19 protein-coding genes and 1 riboswitch are annotated in these 21,544 nt (G+C 38.6%); of the genes, 1 reads left to right on the top strand and 18 read right to left on the bottom strand.

Translation table 11 applies throughout. From position 1 onward, the window contains the following. Window positions 1–200 precede the first annotated feature (200 nt). The 10 genes from hag to AAIB49_RS09265 all read right to left on the bottom strand — a co-directional run bounded on the left by hag (window position 201) and on the right by AAIB49_RS09265 (window position 13,534). Entirely contained in the window at window positions 201–1,037 is an 837-nt protein-coding gene (gene hag / locus AAIB49_RS09310; RefSeq protein WP_186870641.1) for a flagellin Hag, read from the bottom strand. A 252-nt stretch (window positions 1,038–1,289) separates the two neighbouring features. Continuing rightward, on the bottom strand, window positions 1,290–1,847 hold the full coding sequence (locus AAIB49_RS09305; RefSeq protein WP_343457904.1) for a PilZ domain-containing protein: 558 nt from the start codon (window positions 1,845–1,847) through the stop codon (window positions 1,290–1,292). A gap of 203 nt (window positions 1,848–2,050) precedes the next feature. Then, window positions 2,051–2,136: riboswitch (cyclic di-GMP riboswitch) on the bottom strand. A gap of 163 nt (window positions 2,137–2,299) precedes the next feature. Further along, window positions 2,300–3,151, bottom strand: a complete 852-nt coding sequence (locus AAIB49_RS09300) for an ABC transporter permease (protein WP_339213807.1) — start codon at window positions 3,149–3,151, stop codon at window positions 2,300–2,302. Further along, entirely contained in the window at window positions 3,144–3,935 is a 792-nt protein-coding gene (locus AAIB49_RS09295; protein ID WP_186870644.1) for an ABC transporter permease subunit, read from the bottom strand. Before AAIB49_RS09295 ends, AAIB49_RS09300 begins: the two co-directional genes overlap by 8 nt. A 159-nt stretch (window positions 3,936–4,094) precedes the next feature. Next, complete coding sequence (locus tag AAIB49_RS09290) at window positions 4,095–5,165, bottom strand: ABC transporter substrate-binding protein (RefSeq protein WP_343457903.1); 1,071 nt, start codon at window positions 5,163–5,165, stop codon at window positions 4,095–4,097. A 36-nt stretch (window positions 5,166–5,201) separates the two neighbouring features. Beyond that, a complete protein-coding gene (locus AAIB49_RS09285; RefSeq protein WP_343457902.1) occupies window positions 5,202–6,278 on the bottom strand; it encodes an ABC transporter ATP-binding protein in 1,077 nt (358 codons plus the stop codon). Window positions 6,279–7,345: 1,067 nt separating this feature from the next. Continuing rightward, on the bottom strand, window positions 7,346–9,649 hold the full coding sequence (locus AAIB49_RS09280; protein ID WP_343457901.1) for a TOTE conflict system archaeo-eukaryotic primase domain-containing protein: 2,304 nt from the start codon (window positions 9,647–9,649) through the stop codon (window positions 7,346–7,348). 738 nt (window positions 9,650–10,387) lie between these two features. Next, entirely contained in the window at window positions 10,388–11,230 is an 843-nt protein-coding gene (locus AAIB49_RS09275) for a carbohydrate ABC transporter permease (protein WP_343457900.1), read from the bottom strand. Window positions 11,231–11,247: 17 nt separating this feature from the next. Next, a complete protein-coding gene (locus tag AAIB49_RS09270) occupies window positions 11,248–12,141 on the bottom strand; it encodes a carbohydrate ABC transporter permease (RefSeq protein WP_343457899.1) in 894 nt (297 codons plus the stop codon). A gap of 64 nt (window positions 12,142–12,205) precedes the next feature. Continuing rightward, complete coding sequence (locus AAIB49_RS09265) at window positions 12,206–13,534, bottom strand: ABC transporter substrate-binding protein (RefSeq protein WP_343457898.1); 1,329 nt, start codon at window positions 13,532–13,534, stop codon at window positions 12,206–12,208. A 195-nt stretch (window positions 13,535–13,729) separates the two neighbouring features. Between AAIB49_RS09265 and AAIB49_RS09260 the strand changes: the two genes are divergently transcribed. Beyond that, window positions 13,730–14,536 carry an alpha/beta fold hydrolase gene (locus AAIB49_RS09260; protein ID WP_343457897.1) on the top strand — a complete coding sequence of 269 codons (807 nt, stop codon included), beginning with the start codon at window positions 13,730–13,732 and terminating at the stop codon, window positions 14,534–14,536. 42 nt (window positions 14,537–14,578) lie between these two features. On the opposite strand, the gene AAIB49_RS09255 is transcribed toward AAIB49_RS09260, so the two are convergent. The 8 genes from AAIB49_RS09255 to AAIB49_RS09220 all read right to left on the bottom strand — a co-directional run bounded on the left by AAIB49_RS09255 (window position 14,579) and on the right by AAIB49_RS09220 (window position 21,541). Continuing rightward, window positions 14,579–14,761 carry a hypothetical protein gene (locus AAIB49_RS09255; RefSeq protein ID WP_186870501.1) on the bottom strand — a complete coding sequence of 61 codons (183 nt, stop codon included), beginning with the start codon at window positions 14,759–14,761 and terminating at the stop codon, window positions 14,579–14,581. A gap of 100 nt (window positions 14,762–14,861) precedes the next feature. Next, window positions 14,862–15,410 carry a ribonuclease FAU-1 family protein gene (locus tag AAIB49_RS09250; RefSeq protein ID WP_343457896.1) on the bottom strand — a complete coding sequence of 183 codons (549 nt, stop codon included), beginning with the start codon at window positions 15,408–15,410 and terminating at the stop codon, window positions 14,862–14,864. Window positions 15,411–15,425: 15 nt separating this feature from the next. Continuing rightward, the gene (locus AAIB49_RS09245; RefSeq protein WP_343457895.1) at window positions 15,426–16,475 is read right to left on the bottom strand and encodes a serine hydrolase domain-containing protein; all 1,050 of its coding nucleotides are present in this window, start codon (window positions 16,473–16,475) and stop codon (window positions 15,426–15,428) included. A gap of 2 nt (window positions 16,476–16,477) precedes the next feature. Beyond that, a complete protein-coding gene (locus AAIB49_RS09240) occupies window positions 16,478–17,431 on the bottom strand; it encodes a GNAT family N-acetyltransferase (protein ID WP_343457894.1) in 954 nt (317 codons plus the stop codon). A gap of 262 nt (window positions 17,432–17,693) precedes the next feature. Further along, window positions 17,694–18,536 carry a MurR/RpiR family transcriptional regulator gene (locus AAIB49_RS09235; protein ID WP_339213789.1) on the bottom strand — a complete coding sequence of 281 codons (843 nt, stop codon included), beginning with the start codon at window positions 18,534–18,536 and terminating at the stop codon, window positions 17,694–17,696. Between the two features lie 45 nt (window positions 18,537–18,581). After that, window positions 18,582–19,529, bottom strand: coding sequence for a GNAT family N-acetyltransferase (locus AAIB49_RS09230; RefSeq protein WP_343457893.1), 948 nt, complete (start codon window positions 19,527–19,529; stop codon window positions 18,582–18,584). Continuing rightward, window positions 19,530–20,447, bottom strand: coding sequence for an N-acetylmuramic acid 6-phosphate etherase (murQ, locus tag AAIB49_RS09225; protein ID WP_481857857.1), 918 nt, complete (start codon window positions 20,445–20,447; stop codon window positions 19,530–19,532). Between the two features lie 128 nt (window positions 20,448–20,575). Continuing rightward, window positions 20,576–21,541 carry a carbohydrate ABC transporter permease gene (locus AAIB49_RS09220; protein ID WP_339213783.1) on the bottom strand — a complete coding sequence of 322 codons (966 nt, stop codon included), beginning with the start codon at window positions 21,539–21,541 and terminating at the stop codon, window positions 20,576–20,578. Between the last annotated feature and the right edge of the window lie 3 nt (window positions 21,542–21,544).

The raw sequence follows: 21,544 nt of genomic DNA, 5'->3' as shown, positions 1-21,544 counted from the left end.
TTTATTTGATGTAGTGGTCGGGAAACCAACTATATCTTATCACGAAGAGAGGCCTTTTTTAATTTTAATACCACGCTATAAGCTCTCCGGAACCCCCGGCATAGCCAGGGGTTTTCAAATGACACAACAATAAAAAATTGGCGTACCAATTATTATCTGGTACGCCAATTTTTTTATTATAAACCTCTAAAATCTACTAATTAACGAAGTAATTGTAATACACCTTGAGGTTGTTGGTTAGCTTGAGCTAACATTGATTGTGCTGCTTGAGTTAGGATGTTATTCTTAGTGAATTCCATCATTTCTTTAGCCATATCAACGTCACGGATACGAGATTCAGCAGCAGTTAGGTTTTCTTGAGAAGCACCTAGGTTGTTGATTGTGTGCTCAAGACGATTTTGAACTGCACCAAGACCAGAACGTTGTTCAGAAACAGATTTGATAGCAGCATCAATTTTACCTACAGCAGCATCAAAATGTGAGCTTTCTGTAAAGCTAGATACATCAATATCTTTTACTTCTAATGCTTCAGCACCCATATCATTAATGTTTACAACAAGGTTTTGGTTTTGATTAGCACCGATTTGGAATACTAATTCGCTTTCACCTGCAGCAAAAGATCCATCTAGTAAGCCTTTACCGTTAAACTGAGTACGCTCAGCAATTCCATCAATTTCTTCAATAAGTGCAGTGATTTCATCTTGGATTGCAGATAAATCATCACTTTCTTGAGTTCCAAGGTTACCCGCTTGTACAGTTAACTCACGCATACGTTGTAAAATTGAATGAGTTTCAGTTAAAGCACCTTCAGCAGTTTGGATTAAAGAAATACCATCTTGAGCATTCTTAGATGCCATTTCTAAACCGCGAATTTGTCCACGCATTTTTTCAGAGATTGCTAGACCTGCAGCATCATCTCCAGCACGGTTGATACGAAGACCAGAAGATAGTTTTTCTAAAGAGTTTTGAGTAGCTCCTGTGTTTACACCTAATTGACGGTGTGCGTTTAATGCAGAAATATTGTGATTGATAATCATGTTTACATACCTCCATGTATTTTGTTTTTTTCGCGAGTCACATCCATATGTCTCGCATCTATAACAACTCGTATTAGAGTTATTAACTAAGTGAAGTAAAATGTTTGGCCAAAACATTTACCACATCATCATGATGTTGTACCTATTATATCGGCATGAAAAATAGATGTTTAATCTTTTTTATAAAAAAATTATTCTTTTTTGTAGAAATTTCTTTTCCCACTATTCCAAACAACAAAAAAGCCCATGGTACTATACCATAGACTCCCCACAACCTCTACTAGAAACTAACTTCTTTCGCTTCTCCACCATCATCTTCTCTAGTATTTGGTGTAACAATTCGCGGTCTTCCTCGTACGAATTTGTAAATACTGCGCTATATCCAAATCGATCACTTTCCTGATACACTTCCTTCCGAACGATTCTCCCCTTCAAAATAAACACCGTATCCTTTAGGGAAAAACGAATCTTTATGGTCATGTCATCGATTATCGGATATTCAACACCACACACAAACGTTACACCGTCAAGACTGACATTTTTTAAGACCCCTTGTATGAAATTCGGATTCAATTTCTCATTATCTACATCGAGAAATTCAACAAAACAGGTGATCCCCTCTACACTTACCTGGGCATTTCCGCTTAGCGTTACACTAGTAAAAATAGGATGGTTCTCCACTTCGTTCCTATCTAAAGTAGTGTCATCTTTATCCTGCTGCTTTTTCATTACCTGTTTAATAAGAAAGAATAATAGCAATATGAATAGAAAAGCAACAACTAGAATAAAAATCCAAACTTTATCATCCATTTCAAACACCTCCTTATTTAAGTAAGTAGGTTTTCGAAAATACCTAGGTCCACTATCACATTAGAGAAACGCTCATTTGGTTGTCCTTTAACGAATGTATTCGTTTTTCTAAGTTGGCGGGAAAGCAGTTTATTTTTCCCATCTGCTAATAAAAAGGAGAACCAAAGAAAAGGTCCTCCTATCATACTCTAGTCCCAGTTTCCTTCGGTAGCTAGGCTGCCATAACAATAGTGCTTTAGGCCCTCGGCTTTGCGTCCTTCCCTTTCGGATAAGTTTGCCTTTTTCGTAAAACCTCTATAGTTGGTCCTATTATACTAGAAGACTTTCCAAAATTCGACATTTTTTAATTGAATAGTACAATACACCTATCTCATTACAAACAATTAATCCAAAAGACCTATCAAAACTAAATAAAAAAAGCGTGCCGAAGCACACTTTTCTCAATCCCTATCTTATACTAAAAACTTCCGATCCTTCCGATTGGTAAATCGCATAAAGATCAACAAGGATAACAGCACTAAAATCATTAATAATAAAGAAAGTGCTGCCCCAAGCTGCCAGTTCATTTCCACTAAGAATGCATCACGAATAACATTTCCAACCATTAATAGCTTGCCACCAGTAAATAAGTCGGTAACAACGAACACACTAATTGCTGGTACAAATGTGATAATAAATCCAGCCAAAATACCTGGGAATGTTAATGGTAGTGTAACATTTAAGAATGTTTTTACCGGTCCTGCCCCTAAATCCTCCGATGCCTCCAAGTATGTTTTATCTAACTGCTCGATGGAGGAGTATATCGGTAAGATCATAAATGGAAGGAATCCGTAAACTAATCCGAGAATGACGCCACCTGGTGAATACATTAGTGCAAGCGGCTCCTTAATAAACCCTAAATCCATTAACACATTATTAATGACACCTTGATTGTTCATTAAAATAATCCATGCATACAAACGAATCAATAAATTGGTCCAAAACGGTACCATGACAAGCAGCAGCAATAGATTTTTCCACTTACCAGCATTAGCAATAAAATAGGCAAATGGGTAAGCAATGAATAAACAAACGATTGTTGCTATCAGTGCCCACCATACCGATTGCCAAATTACTTTTGCATAAAGTGAGCTAAAAGCAGAAGAATAGGCTTTGAAGCTAAATTCATAAATAATTGCACCAAAATCACCATTTGTCGTGAAGCTGATCACCGCAATAAAAATGACTGGGATAACTAAAAATAAGGTTAGCCAAAATAAGCTAGGGGATAACAATAAATAAGCCTTTTTAAAATTTCTAATCATTTCTCATATCCCCTTTCTTTCGCATATTTAGGCCAACAATGGTGACCACGATGAACATGATTACGATAATAATCGTAGAAAGTACGTTTACTTCAGGTGATACACCTAATCGAACCATCGAATAGACGAGTACTGGTAATGTATTATCGCCTGGTCCTAGTGTAAAGAACGAAATAACAAATTCATCCAACGAAATCGTAAAAGCTAGCAATCCGCCAGCTAAGATACCCGGAAAGATTAATGGAAAAGTAACCTTCCAAAAGGTTTGCCACTCATTAGCCCCTAGGTCTTTTGCCGCTTCCTCCAATGAACTATCAAAGGATGATAGTCTTGCTAGAACAACAAGCATGACATACGAAATCGTGATGGCGACATGTCCTGGTATCGCTGTATTTAAGCCTAACGAGACATTTAGAATCCCATAAATGGCAAGTAAAGCAACCGCAACGACAATATCCGGAATGACGACTGGAATATAGAATAGAAACTCAACAGCCTTTTTCCCAATAAATGTATAACGATAGAGCGCTAATGCTGCTAGCGTCCCTAAAATGGTTGCGATGACAGTTGAAATTACTGCTAGATATAGACTATTCATTGTTGCATTAATCAACTGGTGATTTTGAAAGATAGAGCTATACCAATCTAACGTAAATCCTGTCCAAACTGTTCCTAATTTAGAATCATTAAATGAATAGATGATAACGAACATAATGGGAATATAAAAGAATAAAAAGACGAGTAGGGAAAACGAAAATAATAGTTTCTTCGTTCTAGGTCTCACATTTTCCACCTACCTTCCAAAGAGATAAAACACGATAAATGTGTATGTTTCTGGCGCCTAAAAACTAGACATAGGATAAGAGGTTGTCTATAAGGGGATAGTCCCTCATCATGTTATGAGGGACCCTCAAGCCTTTTGACAGCCTCTTTATTTACTTCATTATTCAACCTTTGCTTCTTGGAATAATCGGTTCATATATTGCGTCCGTTCTGAATCTAGTGGTATATTCCACTCCGTACGCTCAATTACTTCATCAGGGAAGTTTAAGCCAGGGCTATTTTTAATTTCATCTGGTAATATCTCAACAGCCGCTTCATTTGGATTTCCATAAGGAATAAATTCAGATAGTTTAACACTTACCTCTGGACGAAGTAGGTAGTCAATAAATACCTCAGCCGTATATTTGTTTTTCGATGTTTTTGGAATTACCATTGCATCTAACCAAACAACGCCGCCTTCTTCCGGAAGAACAAAGTCAATGTCTTCATTTTTCAACCATGCTGTAGCAGCTGATCCGGAATAACCATGACCAATCCATGCTTCTTCTCTAACAAATCGGCTGGATGGTGCAGCATCAAATGCTAATACATTCGGCATAATTTCTTTTACTCTTTCGAAGCCTTCCTCTAATTGTGCTTCTGTTGGATCATTCATGTCATTACCCAATAATTGTTGTGCCATGTTAGAAACTTCTTTGGATTCTTCTAGTAGTACTAATTTCCCTGCATATTCTGGGTTCCATAAATCCTCCCAGCTAGTAGGGGCTTCTTTAATATATTTCTTGTTATATATAATTCCGTCGTATCCATACATAAATGGAACGGAGTATTTATTCTCAGCATCAAACGGCATGTTTCGCCATGCATTTGCGATATTCTCATAATTTGGTATGTTATCGAAATTTATTTCTAGCAATAAGTCATTATCTACCATTTGATTCACATAATAATCGGAAGGAAATACTAGGTCATAAGCAACCGTACCGCTTTGTACTTTTGTCAGCATTTCATGGTTTGAATTGTAAGTAGAATATACAACATCTACACCATACTCTTCTTCAAAACCATCAATTACTTCTTGTGGAATGTATTCACTCCAGTTAAATACGATAAGTTCATCACTTAATTCCTGCTCTCCACCAGCATTATCCGAATCACCATTAGATCCACAAGCTGCTAGAAATAATACAATCAACAAACTAAATAGTGCAAATACAAAAGACTTTTTCAATCTTTCCCATCTCCAATCTCTACATTTTAATTTATGTTATTTTTTTAGAACAACCGAATTATTAGGACTCCAGCTGACATAGATATCATTAGTATTGGTTAATTCAGCCATATTATCATGGGATTCATTAACCGTCAGATCCTTACCGTTTGGCATGGTTACTACGATTTTCGTCACAGAGCCAACATAGATTTTTTCCTTGAACGTACCTTTTACATTATTCAATCCTTCAATCGGTGTACTGCTAATCTTTAATTTTTCAGGACGTACCGAAATAATGACTTCCTCATCCTTCGTCACATGAGCAGTATTCGGAATTGCAATCGGTTGATTGGCGTATTCCATCTCCGCCATGTCACCATTAATTCCACGAACAGTACCTTCGATAATATTAGTTTGACCAATAAAATCTGCCACAAAACGTGTTTGTGGTCTTTCGTATATTTCATATGGCAGACCAATCTGCTCGATTTTCCCTTTATTCATAACCACGATGCGGTCAGACATGGTTAATGCTTCCTCTTGATCGTGGGTTACATAAATAAACGTAATGTTTAATGTTTGTTGGAGATGCTTTAATTCTAGCTGCATTTGTTTTCGTAGCTTTAAATCTAGCGCTCCAAGCGGTTCATCTAATAAAAGTACCTTTGGATTGTTCACAATTGCCCGTGCAATCGCAATCCGCTGTTGTTGTCCACCACTTAATTGCTTCGGCTTACGATTTCCATATTCCTCCAGTTGGACAAGCTTAAGCGCTTTAGTGACACGCTCTTTAATCTCTTCCTTACCAACCTTTTTCATCTTCAAACCAAATGCTACATTATCAAACACACTCATATGTGGGAAAAGCGAATAGCTTTGGAACACGGTATTAACTTCCCGTTTATAGGGCTCCATTTCATCTACTTGCTTACCATTTAATAGAATCTTGCCTGTAGTTGGCTTTTCAAAGCCAGCAATCATTCGAAGTGTCGTCGTCTTACCACATCCAGATGGCCCTAGCAATGTTAGAAATTCCCCAGCTCTAATGTCTAGATTTAGATTATCTACTACATTGGTATCATCAAATTCTTTCGTTACATTTTCCAATTGCACCATTTGAACACCCAACATGCATCCCTCCTTTTTCTATCTGAGGGGGGACAGTCCCCCATAATGCCACGAGACTCTGCCATACTATTTACTTTTTCCCTCTAGCTTATAAGTATACGAAACACTACGATTCTTCACTTTTAAGCATGGTATTTGGGGGAAGACTGACAATCAGTCATAATTTTTGGCATTAAAAATACACCCTTCTCTACCAGGTAAAGGCGCCTACAATTAGACGTTTTCCTTCCCCGTTGGGTGCGTACTGTTTCGGTAAACCTATATAAAATTACTTAATTAATCGACAACATTTCTTCCTAAAAAGTAAGCGTTCTGTCCTTCCCCACTAATGTATGTAACATAGGTAGTGCATATCACTTTTTACAAAAATCTTTCAAAAGTCGATTTATGCTAAAAAAAATATAGCAGTTTTTACTAGGTAATTCAATAGTTTTGCTGTAATTAATTATATTTTTCTTTTTTGGGATTGTGTTGGGATTGGAATGAGGGGGAGGGGATTTGGGTGTGTGGGGAGGGGCCTTTTTGGGGAGTGGATGGGATTAGGGGGCGGGGAGCAGGGGGCTTTTGGGATGGAGATGGGACCTGGGCGTGGGGGGATGCGACTGTTTGGGTTGGAGATGAGCTCGATTTGTGGGGAGATGCGACCGTTTGGAAGTTAGATAGGCCCAATCCGTGTGATGATGCGACCGTTTGGGATGGAGATAGGCCCGACCCGTGGGGAGATGCGACCGTTTGGGATGGAGATAGGCCCGACTAGCGGAATGATGCGACCGTTCGGGAAGGAGATAGGACCAACCCACGGAAAGATGCGACCGTTTGGGAAATAGATATGCCCGGGATGCGGGGGATACAACCAATGGGAAGATTTTATCCATAATAAAGAGGGATTTGCCCGAACTCTGGGTAGCTCCTCCTTCCAATGTGAATGGGAATCAAAAACACGGCAATTCTGAAAGAGATGTTGAGCTACCACCAAGAAGAAAAATATATAACAGGGGGCACTAGGAGTAGAACTAGCGACAACACTCCCACTTTGTTTGCCCCCAGACAATTACTAAAATAGTCCATTTCTAGAACAACTCCATTTGTTGATTACCTCCTAAATAAGAGTCATCCCCTCCTATTACATATCCTAATGTACGATAGGTCTTCTTTCTTTTCTCATACATTTTCATTAGCATATCACTATATTGGTCGACATAGTCATATACTTTCACTTCATTCTTATTATCATTTAATCGATGAAGTCGACCTATATATTGGTGAAGAGTTCCTTTCCATGAGACAGGGAATGTAAGAAACATTGTATTTAATCGACTAAAATCAAATCCTTCTCCAATATATTTTCCTGTTGCGATAATTAATAATTCTTGATTCTCCGGAATTTCCTCTAGCTGTTTAAGCGCTGATTCTTCTTCCTGTTTGGACATATTTCCCATCAAAATAACTATGTTTTTGGCAAACCCATTAAACATTTGATGCAATACCAAAACATGTTCTCTTCTTTCTGTTAAGATAATCGGTGTAGATCCTTTCCCTAACTCTTGAAGAACATCATTGAATATCATCTTATTTCTCTCTTTATTCAAAATAAGATCTCTATATAGATTCTGAATATTATTTTCCAATTCCTTTTCATTCATTTTATAATTGGTATAACGTGGTATTAATATATGCTTAAAAGGAAGGACTTTTGTTTGTTCTTTAGCACTAACCTTATATCTTATTGGCCCACATTGCATTGACATAAGTGGATGTAGTCCATCTTTTCTAGTCGGTGTAGCCGTCAAACCATAAACATAAGTAGCATTTGCTTCCTTCAAGACACGCTCAAAGTTAAAGGCAGAGATATGATGACATTCATCCACTATAATATGACCATAATCTTTCACTATATCCTTTACCGTTCCATTACGAATAAGACTTTGGATAGTAGCAATATCAATTATTCCGCTAGGTTTATTTTTCCCACCACCAATTTGTCCTATAGATGAATTATCAAGATTAAGAAAAACCGAAAGCCGTTCTTTCCATTGTTCCATTAATTGCTTACGATGTACAATTACTAATGTATTAACTTTTCTTTTAGCAATTATTGAAGCGGCAACTACTGTCTTGCCAAAACCTGTAGTTGCAGATAGTATTCCGTTATTATGTTTTATTAGACTATTCGCTGCTTCTTCTTGTTTATTCATAAGTTTGCCTTTAAAATCTATTTCTATTTTTTCTCCATTATTCGATTGATCCTTCAATTCAATTGAAATTGAATACTCTTCAAAAATACTTTTTACCCCTTCCAGACAACCTCTTGGTAGGATTATGAAATCACCTTTATCTTCATACCCATTGATAAATTTCGGTATTTTACTAGTTGGAAGCCTCTGTGCTTGGGCTTTGTAATATGCTGGATTACGAAAGGAAGCTAACGTTAATAGAGTATTCATTATATCTGTAGGTAATACGACTTTAGGAATATAAATTCCATTTCGAATGATGATTGTAATTTTAGACGGTGGGGATTTTATTTCTTTGTTGTTTACTAATTTAGTAGCTTGTTCTGACATGTGCACTCCACCAATCAATAATTCAACTTCTTTTTTAGTTACTTTTATCACGTTCGATAAAAAATCCCACTGATCAGCATATGCTAGAAAATTGTCATCTACAAATATACTATTTCCTTCTTTCCTTGACTTCCCTTGCAAAGGAAGAGCAATCAAATTCCCTATACCTCCAGCATTTAGTTCATCTTGGCTCGGGAACATTCGATCATAGGAACTAATTGTTTCATAATGGTTTTCTTTTTCCATAGACAATAGAGTCTTCCCTAGTTTTCTGGCTAGTTTTGCAGAAATAGGTTCTTGAAAAAAAATCCATATATGACATCCATTCCCTGATCTTGATATTTCAACATATGCCGGAACATTTAACTTTTTACATGCTTTTAAAAAAACCTTTGCATCCTTCTTCCAAGTACCTTTATCAAAGTCAATCGCTAAAAACCAACAATTATTATCCTCTTGAAGCGGGTATATACCTATCGTCTGTTTACCAATTAAATGATTATAAATTACTTGATTTGTCAAAGGGAGATAACTCTTTGTATCGGCCGATTTATTAATCGCTGGGGAATAACCAGATTTCCCTTCACTGCTTTCCCAACGAAATGCATATATATCATTTCTTCCTTTGAAAAGATCTCTAAAAATCTGGATTCTATTCTTAATTTTGATTTCTCTACTATTTAAAGTTTTATTAGGTAGATTTATAGGAATGTTATGATATTGCAAAATTTGCTTCATATATTCATTTTCTTGCTTCAATCGATTGATTTCTCTATGCAAGGACTGAATTTGTTTTTCAAGATTAGTCATAAATTACTCCTCTAATTCTAACTATTTGATATTATTATAATAACCAAAAGGATTATTGTTCAATCTGGTACTAATAATTATACTACAGTTAGGATAGATATTTTGCGGCAAAAAATTAAGAGCAGAAAGTTAAGTACTCCAAAGAATAAACGTATAAACCGTCAAAGTATAAGAAAGGAAAATAGTAAAATAAATAAGAAAGATACTTTTGACAGCGATGTATTTTTCGCATTTATTACAGGATATACTAAGGGAGGAGTACCTTATGGAATTACTTGGGAATAATTGGAAGAAAACGAGGAGCTAAAAGAATTATATAGTCCTAATACTCAAAAGAAATCAAATATAGTTAGCAAAAAGCAACACTAGCATTGATTTACCTTTTTAAATGAGGAGCGTTCCGCGCGGAGATGCGACCGTTCGGAAGATAGATAGGCCCGACTAGCGGAAAGATGTGACCGTTTGAGATGGAGATGAGCCCAATACGCGGAATGATGCGACCTTTTGGAAGATAGATAGGCCCATCCCGTGGAATAATGCGACCGTTCTGGAAGGAGATAGGCCCGACCTGTGGAATGATGCGACCGTTCTGGAAGGAGATAGGCCCAATCCACGGAGAGATGCGACCGTTCACAAAATAGATAGGCCCATCCCGCGGAATAATGCGACCGTTCGCAAAGTAGATAGACCCAATCCACGCGATCATGCGACCGTTCGCAAAATAAATCCCCCCACCACCTAACCCTTTATCGCCCCTTCTGTCATTCCCTTAGCAATCCTTCTCTGGAAAATAGAATAGAGTACAATTACTGGAACTATTGCTATTACGAGACTGGCAAATAGGGTTCCCCATGCGTTGGTGTACTGAGCTTCATTGCTTATGTAGTCGATTGCTAGGGCTAGTGTGTAATTGGTATTAGTTTGTAAAAAGATTAGTGCCATGAAATATTCATTCCAGAACTGGATGCAGTTCATAATGGTAACGGTAATAATACCTGACATTGTAAGTGGTGTAACGATTTTAAATAGGATGCCATAAGGAGAAAGTCCGTCTATCGCGGCAGACTCTTCTAATGATTTCGGGATGGTACTCATAAAGCTCGTGAGGACAAAAATGCTAAATGGTAATTGGCTAACGGCATACACGATCGCTAGGCCAAATATATTATCCAATAGATTTAATTGGGCTAACAGGAAAAATAGCGGGATCCAGCCTAACACCATGGGAATCATCATAGCTGAAATATACACGGTAAATAAGACCCTACTCCCACGAAAATTAATCCGTTCTATGGCATAGGCGGTAGGAATTGCTAAGATTAAAGTTAGAGCTGCCCCTATTACGGTAACCAGTAAACTATTCCATACACTCACATCAATATTGTAATTAGTCCATGCTTGCACATAGTTGCTAAAGTTTAACGTTTCTGGCCATCCCCATGGGTTACGATAGATTTCTGCATTGGATTTAAACGAGCCTAAAAACATCCAAAATATTGGATACAAAACAGCAATTGTCCATAGTATAAGTGGAATTCTAATACCTGCCCTACCTAATAATTGCCCTACACTTCGCTTCATTGCTCATCCCTCCTTAACTAATATTCTACTTTTTCCCTGCGCATCAAAAATTGCAATAATAATACGGTAATTAACGATAAAACGAGTATCATGACACCAATCGTTGCTCCGTATCCAAAGTTGTATTGTTTGAATGCTTGTTGATACAAATAAGAGCCCATCACATGGGTCGCATTATTTGGACCTCCACCTGTCATAACTTGTACAAGGATAAAGGAGCCGTTTAAGGTCGTTATCACAATATATAAAATCGAAACTTTGATCTGTGGCCAAACTAGTGGCAAGGTAATTTTCCAAAATTGCTGCCATTCGGTAGCTCCATCAATTTTAGCCGCTTCGTAATAGCTTTTGGAGATATTCGCAATACCACCCATCAGCATCAGCATGAAAAGCCCAATCCCTGCCCACACAGCTGGAAAAACCAAACTCGGTAATGCCCACTTCTCATCCCCTAGCCATGGTCTTGCCCATTTTTCTAGCCCTAAAAACTCTAGTCCGGAATTAACAAGACCTAAACTAGGATTATAAATAAACATCCACAGTATCCCGATTACGACAACAGACATGATATTAGGAAAGAAGAACACAATTCGGTAAAAGGGTGCTTCTTTAATTTTCAATTGTGTTAGTGCTACTGCGAAGAACATGGCCAGAACCATGATTCCAATAATCTTCGTCACGACTAAAAAATAATCATGCATAATTGTATCTGGGATGACAGCATCATGAAATAGCTTTACATAGTTACTGAAACCAATAAATTCCTTATTACTAGACGACCCAGACCAGTCAAAAAATGAATAGTAAAGGCCACTAAATAACGGATATAAGGTGAAAACGGCAAAGAGAATAAAAGTAGGAATTAAACAAAATGCCAAAAACCAATATTTTTGCTTTTTAGACTGTACCATATGATCACTCATTTCCTATCATATGGACTGCTCCACTGGCTAGGGAGAAGCAGTCCATCGTAACTTATTCTAATCCTGCACGATATTCGGAAGCGGCTTTTTCTGCTTCTGCAACGAATTCTTCAGCAGTCATATTTCCAAGCATGAGAGATATTAAGGCATTCCCGATAGGTGTTTCTAAATCAGCACTCATTGGATGTGGTTTTTCATAGATTTCTACTACATCTGGGTCATTAATCATTGCATTGGCATCCATTAAGTATTCTGGAACATTCTCATTCTGTGTTAGATCAACACCATTTAAGTTCATGATCGCTCCAGTATGCTCAGAGAAGGAGCTCGCATATTCTCTCGTAAACACAAACGCAACGAACGCTTTCGCAGCTTCTGGATTAGCTGCTTCCTCTGCAATTGCTAATGGACGTAAATCTGGTACAATGGCATATTTTTCACCAGAAGCATTCATTGGGGATGGGATAAAACCAAATTCGAATCCATCAGGAATATCATTTCTCATCTCATTCGGCAACCAGAACCCAACTGGGATAAATGCATTTTCATGTAGTAAGAAGTTCATTTGTGACTGAGTATGATTTAGTGCACCTAGCCCAGAGTCAAACATCCCTTCTGTCGCCATTTGCTCTACACGATTCATAATTTCCAATACTTGCTCACTTGACCATGCGCCTTCTTTTCCCGTAATGACATCCGCTAATAATTGCTCACCACCGGCTGCTGCAAAAGCTGGATAAAGCATCCCACGTAGGAAGTAATATGGATGTTGCCCTGAGGTCACAAACGGATCAATGCCCTCTCCAGCCTTTATCTCACTCATGGATTCCATAAATTCATCGAAATTAGCTGGAACGGTATAACCTTTTTCCTCAAATAAGGCTTTATCATACCACGTACCCCAAGTATCAAATACTAGTGGCAAGGAATAAATTTCTCCATCATAGGTAGCAGGCTTCACAATAAAGCTATCCAATAATTTATCGCCACCTTCTAGTTCGATTCCCTCTAGCCATTCAGTCAGATTCATTAGCTGTCCGTCTTCTACCATTTGGGTTTCACTTGAACCGGCACCGTCAATATATACGACATCAGGAGGATTATTGGATACCCATCTGGAGCGCATTTCATCGTTAATCGTTGGACCAGCATGTTCGATAACATTGACATCAGGATAGGCATCTTTAAAATCAGAGATGACTTCCTTCCACCAGGAATCGCCATACCCACCGACAAAATATTGAATTTCTAAGTCACCAGCAATTTCACCGCCTTGACCAGTATTCGTACCTTTGTCGCCATCGTTAGAACAAGCGACAATAAACACCCCCATCAAAACACATTGCAACAGGACTAACCAAGAACGACCTCGCAATTTCATACCTTGCCCCCCCTATTATGCATTCTTGTAAAAAGTTTGGGCAGTGGTAAACGCATACAATTCGCCCTACTTTTCTTATCAATATATGTACAACTTTTAAATAAATGCTAGAAAAAATCTTGTACCTATGCCTTGTAGTTCTTTTACAGCCTTTTTGGAATATAGTTTTTAAAAAAGGAATTAAGGAGGGATTAAATGGCTGGTAAGTATATTGAGGTAGATTCAGGTGTTGAGCTTTTTGTGGAAGATGTTGGAAAAGGAGATCCTATCGTTTTTATTCCAGGATTTACATTCACTACAGAAGTGTTTGAAAAGCAAGTAGCCTACTTTTCCAATCATCATCGGGTTATTGTGATAGATCCAAGGAGTCATGGAAAATCAACCATAACCATACATGGAAATGATTATGTAACACACGGGACAGATTTACGGAAAGTATTGGAGCACCTCCAATTACATCATGTAACCTTAGTCGGATGGTCGTTTGGTTGTTTAACCGTATGGGAGTATATGAAGCAATATGGGGCAGAAGGAATAAAGTCTCTCGTATTAATCGATATGCCACCAAAATCATTGTCTATCGATACGGAGGATTGGGTAGAAGGAGCACTGGATGATATTGCAGCTGTATATAATCATTCATTACGTACACCAAAAGGACAGCGAGATTTTATCACCGCCTATATTACTGGGGTCATGATTCAGCGGGAGCTTAAAGACGATGAATTAACTTGGCTAGTCGAGCAATCAATGAAAACACCTTACTACATAGCTGGGAATCTTTTTGCATCGGGAATGTTCTCCAACTATCTAGCGGAAGCATCATACGCTAGTAAATCGTTACCTACTTTAACAGTAATTGCCGAGCATTGGTCTGATACAGCAACAAACTTCATGAAAAAACATGTACCACAAACACAACTAGAAGTATTAGGTGGTCATATGATGTTCTGGGAGCATCATGAAAAATTCAATACTATACTAGATGAATTTATCCGATAGAATTAGGTGCCATTTCTCAAATGTAAGAAATGGCACCTAAACTCATTTATTCCTAACCTCTTCTAACAACCTAATAATCTCCTGATTCTGTTTCACTTGCACGTCACTATTTACTTTCATCTGGTACAACCAAATTAATACGAAAACCGCAAGTGCAATAGGGATCAATGCAAAGATTAAAGATAAAAAACCACCAAAAATGCCTATCGCTTCCACCATTTCCATTTTTCACTCCTTCTATTAAATGTTCCTACTTCATTCTACCATGAACTAAATTGAAAATTCTTTTTGTTAAAACAGTTCATCTAATAGACAACTTAATCTCCTAAGGCTTGTCTAATTTTTCTTCTAATACTTCCCTATGTTTATAGGCTAACTCCAGTAATCCAAATTCATTTCGCTCGATTAACGGCAACAACCGATTTACTTCTTTCCATGCCAGTTCATATAGAGCCTTACTAATCACGCCATTTGCCAATGCTTCATCCAATTCATCCTCATCTAATACGATCACTTGACCAGTTGGTAAAATCACGATATCTAGGAACAAATCATCCATCCATGGAACACCATTTTCCAATCCAGTTGCTACGCAAATATCTATGTACCATTGGACAATTTCGCCCGCTGAATTAAATGTCGTTGTAACGGTATGATGCTGATCCTCGGGAAATTGAAATAGCCATTGATACCCATCATCAACAATACATCTTTCCCCTTCTCCATAGCGAATAATTAATGGTTCACTAACCTTAATCACATCGAGTAATGTCATATATCCAGTAAATCGCTCATTTTCTACATATTGTTGGGCATACCTACGCTCGATAATCCGAGTCCAATCAGAGCGATCCCCATATCGTCGTTTCAGCATCCTACTACTCCCTCTCTATGAAAAATAACTACGAATGATATTATGTAATCTTGGGCGTAAGCGAAGAATAGCTGGTTTCCTACCAAAATGCACTCGATTGGTTAATAGGATGACAGATAGATCTATCGCCGGGTCAAACCAGATACTAGTACCAGTAAACCCAGTATGGCCAAAGGAAGCATCAGAGAAATAATCACCACAAGGTGCATAGGTTGGACCTTTTAACATCCAGCCCAAACCACGATATTCTTCATCAAAGGCTGTATAATTTTTCCGTGATAACTGTATAGCTGTCTCAGAGAGCAATTGCTTACCATTAAATACACCATTATTTTCTATCATTTGTGCAAATTTAACTAAATCACCCACTGGCGCGAATAATCCTGCATGACCACTAACTCCGCCCATATATTCGGTGTTATCATCATGTACAACACCAGATTTATACGCTTTTAACGTCTCAGTATATTCCGTAACTGCATACCTTTCTTCACTAAAACTTGGATTAAATCCTGTTTCATCCATTCCTAATGGCGCAAATATTTCACGCCCTACAAAGGTTTCAAATAACTCACCGGTTACTTTCTCCATCACCTGATATAACATAATTAATCCAAGGTCGCTGTAGACAACCTTTTCCCCTGTTGGATAGACTAAAGGTTGTTGGTAAATACGCTCGATTACTTGTTCTTTGCCGAGCTTCTCTTTGAAGTATTCCACATGTGCTGGTAGACCAGAAGTGTGCGTGAGTAAATGACGTAATGTTATATGCTCCTTCCCTTCGTTAGCAAAATCAGGTAAGAAAAAGGACACTCGGTCATCCAGTCTAATTTCCCCGTCGTCCATTAGTTTCAGAATACCTGGTAAAGTGGCTACAACTTTGGTTAGAGAGGCAAGGTCAAATACCGTATCTAGTTGCATAGGCGCTTTTTCTGGATAGACAACACGGTTACCTACCGCCTCCTGCATGATGACCTTTCCCTTATAGGAAACATGAATGACCGCACCTGGTATATGCTGTAATTCCATTTCCTTTTGCAAAAAATCTAGTACTTTAGCACGCATAATCAAATCTCCTTTTTATAGGATTGATAGCTTTTCCATACGTCAAACCCGAGCTTTCGGTAGAAATCGACCAATCCAGTCCAATCAATAATCATTTGGTTAACCCCTCTAGCCCGTAGAAACGCAATCCCCGCTTGAACAACTGCTATACCATAGCCACTTTTTCTTTTCTTGGCATCGACTCCAAGGGGACCAATCCCTCCGACTTTCCCTGGAAATAGTGGTGCCCAATTTATATTCCCCATTATAATAGGTGACTCAGCATCATTAATTCGGCAAAATCCGATAATCTGGCCATTTTCCTTTTCCACAACAAACTCACGACCTGTTCCACCTTTTTGGAAATAGTGAATTGCCTCATGTTCCCATCTGCCAGGAAAACAATGGTGTAGAAATTGAAGAAAATTTTCTTTTTCCGTTTCTTGCAAAATACTAAATTCTACATTTGGAATAGCTGGCATATGTACCGTTTCGGAATCGGTAAAAGATTTACTTAAGTCTACTTCTGTTCCTTGATGCTGATACCCTCTTTTTTCAAACCAATCCACTGTTTCTGCTAGTTCACTAGGTATGCCGGGAAAGTAATGATACATATCTCGTCCTAGCAAAATTTCCTTTAGACCTTTTTGTTTGAAATGAGCTTCCGCATGATTTAGTAGCTGTGTCCCAATTCCGCGATTTCGATAGGCAGAATCAACGATGATGGCTTGAATCCAGCCCAGTTCATCACGCATGCTTACTTCTGTTTTCTCTTTCATATACTTCACTACCATAAACCCGATGACTCGATTTGCCTCATCCACAACAACTCTAGAGCCCTCATAGGAAACGTTGACATCTAGGAAGCTATTTTGTCTAAATAATTCTGTACGCATCGGATAATAATCTCCGAGTTCTTGGTTCCATAATACTACTAATTGATCCAATCTTGCTTCATCCCAAGGAAGATAGTGCATATCATGACCTCCTAAATTAGAAAAGCGTAGAGCGTTCGTTTTGCGAGATAAGGACTAGACGTAAACCAGAAGCATGGTAATCCTTCATGCAGAGGTGGGGTGTCTAGCTAGTATCTCGACTTTCGAAGCTGAAGCGCTTTAGAAAAACTCTGCATTCGCTCTCCTTAAGCGAATGTGGTAGCTTTCTTATGCAGGGGGGAAGAGTCCTCTACTCTCCTATCTGCAAAAATAAGCCAACCCATTTGGAGTCAGCTTATTTATCCTACCTTTTCTTACTGTTTGCTGTAATAAAATCAATTGCATCTCTCGTGACATCAATATAGTTTACCGTTTCCTCATATTTCAAGGTCGCTACCCGCATGAATAAAATATCAATTACTTGCAATTGACCAATTCGTGACGATGTGGCACCACTACGGAAGGTTGGCTCTCTTGTTGCTGATGTATATAGTCTAATATCAGCTTGTTCGGTGACCTTTGAGCTTCCATATCTCGTAATACTGATCGTCTTCATCTTCTTCTGTTTAGCAAGCTCTAATACTTTAGCCACTTCCTGGGTTTCACCAGAGAAGGAGATTCCAACCACTACTTCATCCTCATTTCCATTGGCTACAAGTGTTGCTGCCATATGGGTATCGGAAAAGGCATGAACGGTTTTATTGATCCTGAGGAACTTCTGCTCGGCATCCTTGGCAATGATTCCAGATGCTCCAACACCAACAAAGTGAATTTTCTTGGCATTCAACAATAACTGTACCGCCTTCTCCACTTCATCAATACGTAGCAGCTCTGCTGTTTCCTTAATTGTTTGGATACTATTAATTGTCATTTTATCAATAATAGATTGTAGGCTTTCATTTGGCTTAATATCGCGAAAGCCTTCATCCGTTGTTTTTTGCAAATCCCCTGCAATTCGAAACTTCAAGTCTTGAAATCCTTTTAAGTCTAACGATTTACAGAGCCGAATGACAGCAGCTCCACTTGTATTACTTCGTTTACCTAATTCCTGCGCTGTCAAATTGATCGCCTCTTCAGGGTGTCCAATAATATAGCTAGCTATCTTTTTTTCCGAGGGAGGTAACATCGGCAACATCTCCGTTAGCATCGTTAAACCTCCAGTCATATATGACATGCGATCAACTCTCTTTCTTTATATGTCTTTCTTCATCACATGGAACTTACGTGTAATGTTAAAGCCTGTTTTTAAATATAAATATCCTGCAGAGCTTTTCTCCCCAGTCCAAAGGAACCAGGCATGATGAAGCCCTTCTGCTTTCATTTGAAATAAGCATTCATGAAGCAATAGCTTTCCTAGTCCTTTTCCTTGCATAGAAGGGTCTACACCGAATGGTCCGAACCGTTCTGGTATTCCTTCATATCCCCCATATAAACAAAAGCCTACCAATTGATCATGGTATCGCGCAATTAATATACGCTCTAGTGGCAAAACTTCTTTCAATCCTTCACGGATAGCCCTTCCCCAGTCTGGATTAAACACTTGATTTGCCAACTGAATGACTTCATACACATCATTATCCTGTGCAGTGGAAATCGTAAAGCCTTCCGCTTCTCGTTCTCGTTTCAATTGTTTGATGTCATCTGACAATTGAAAATCTAACAAATTACGGTCCATCGCCACTGGAGAATAAAGTGTTTGGTAACCATGCTTTTGTAAAAATGCATAGCCTCCTGGATAGGTTTTCTCATCTAATCCGGGCAAAATATAGTTTGGAGCATACGATGCAAAGAAAATGCTTTTGCGATTATTCGTCTGAAAGAATTCCTCCACTTGTTTCATTAGCTCCGACCCAATTCCTTGCTGCTCGTAATCCGGGTCTACAAAGAAAAAGGTAATCCAGCCATTTTCCTCCTCCAGTTCTGTACCAATCATAGGAAGCAATCTTCTTAACCCATAAATACAACCAACTAACGTTTCTCCATCAAATGCTAACCGCAGACCATTCGGGTCAAAGTTCGCATCAAGTAATACAAGATGACGGAATCGTTTCGGGGTAATAGGATCTTTTCCTAGACTATTATTCCATACCTGTACGATTTGTACCTCATCACCGGATTGATAGCTACGATAGGTTATCAATTATGCTCCTCCTTTAGCTGCTGCAATGTCAATCGCCTTTCGAACAAATCCATTAGCCTGTTGTATCGCTCTCTTTGCCTCGTCTAACGTTGTATTCGCCTTGATCATCACAATAGCAGGCTTCACTTCATTATTCGATTGTGTCAATGTTTCCTCGGCCTTTTCATAGGAGGCACCTGTAATCGTTGAAACGATGTTAATCGCACGTTCCCTTAATTTCTGATTACTTACCTTCACATCAACCATGAGATTTTCATAAACCTTACCAATTTTAATCATGGTAGTTGTCGTCAGCATATTTAAGATTAGCTTATGTGCAGTAGCCGCCTTCATCCTCGTTGAACCTGTAATAACCTCAGGACCGGTCTCTACTTCTATTTTCACATCTGCAAATTGACTGATGACAGCCTGCTTATTACTTGTTAAGCTAACGGTTGCTGCACCGATCTTCTGTGCATATTTCAAAGCACCAGCAACATATGGCGTACGGCCACTAGCAGCAATTCCGACAACGATATCAAGCTCCGTTAGCTCGCGTTCTGCTAGGTCATTGGCACCCAGTTCTTCACTATCCTCAGCACCTTCAACTGCTTTTTCAATCGCCTTTGGTCCCCCAGCGATCACGGCTTGAACTAGCTCTGGAGGTGTACTATAGGTAGGTGGACATTCGACTGCATCTAATATTCCCAACCTACCACTTGTACCCGCTCCTACATAAAACAATCTTCCACCATTTTTTAATGCTTGATAGATTCTATCCACTGCCATCTCTATGTCGGGTAGTACTTGTTGAACCGCCAGAGCTACCTTCAAATCTTCCTTATTAATGACCGACAGAATCTCCGATGTAGACATAGTATCAATCGTCATCGAATTCTCATTTCTCATTTCAGTAACCAAAGCTGATAATTTATTCATTCGCATACCATCCTATTACGTTTCATTTTAATTTCCGTAGCATTGGTTTCATAGATTAGGGATTGGTGATACCGAATAACAGTTAATCATCACCAAACCACCCCGTATCCTAAGCTAAACCAAGTCTACTACTCCTTCACTCCACCCAAAGTCAATCCTTTTACAAAGTGACGTTGGAAAATAAGAAATACGATGATCATTGGTATTGCTGCTATGGCCGCACCACTCATCAGTAGTTTGAAGTCTGCTAAGTTTGCATCCTGTAATGTTTTCAAACCTACTGGTAATGTGTAGAGTTTAGCACTGTTTAATACGATAATTGGCCATAGGAATGAGTTCCAAACGTTCATAAATGTAAAGATGCCAAGTGCTGCTAGTCCTGGCCTTGCTAGTGGTAATACAATTTTCCAATACGTTCTCCATTCACTCGCCCCATCAATTTTGGCTGCTTCGATCAGCTCATCTGGAATTGAGAGCATAAATTGCCGCATAAGGAATACACCAAATACCATGGATAAGTCCGGTAAAATTAGCGCCCAATGGGTATCCATTAGTCCGAGATCACGTACCATAATAAACATTGGTACTAAGGTTACCTGTGATGGAATCATCATCGTGGATATGATAAGCCAAAATATGAGATTTCGCCCAGGAAACCTCTTCTTGGCGAGCACATAGCCGGCCATAGAGTCCAATAAGAGAATCCCGATCGTAACCACTATACCAATATATAAACTATTGAAGAACCACCATCCCATTTGATTTTTACTAAATAAGTTAGTAAAGCCAGAAAAAGTATCACGGATAATATGGGACATAATATCACGGTGGTATGCTTCTTTTTCCGCATCTCCAGATTTTTTAGCTTCTCTAGCCTTTCCCCAGTGCTCGAAGTATTCCGGTATACCAACAGGATACATCTTCGGTGGGTTTGCATTGACGTACGATGTTGGACGGTCTAGCCCTTCATCCTGATAGCTTTTAAGCTGTAACGAGGTACTAAATACCCAATACAACGGTAAAAGGGAAATAACTGCTGCTACAGATAACAAAACATAGACTATCAATTTATTGAGTGTAAATCGCTTCTTCAAGTA

It is taken from the genome of Ornithinibacillus proteolyticus (assembly GCF_039581225.1).
Taxonomy (GTDB): domain Bacteria; phylum Bacillota; class Bacilli; order Bacillales; family Amphibacillaceae; genus Ornithinibacillus; species Ornithinibacillus massiliensis.
The sequence above is the reverse complement of the archived record's forward strand: the minus strand, read 5'-3'. Positions and strand labels throughout refer to the sequence as shown.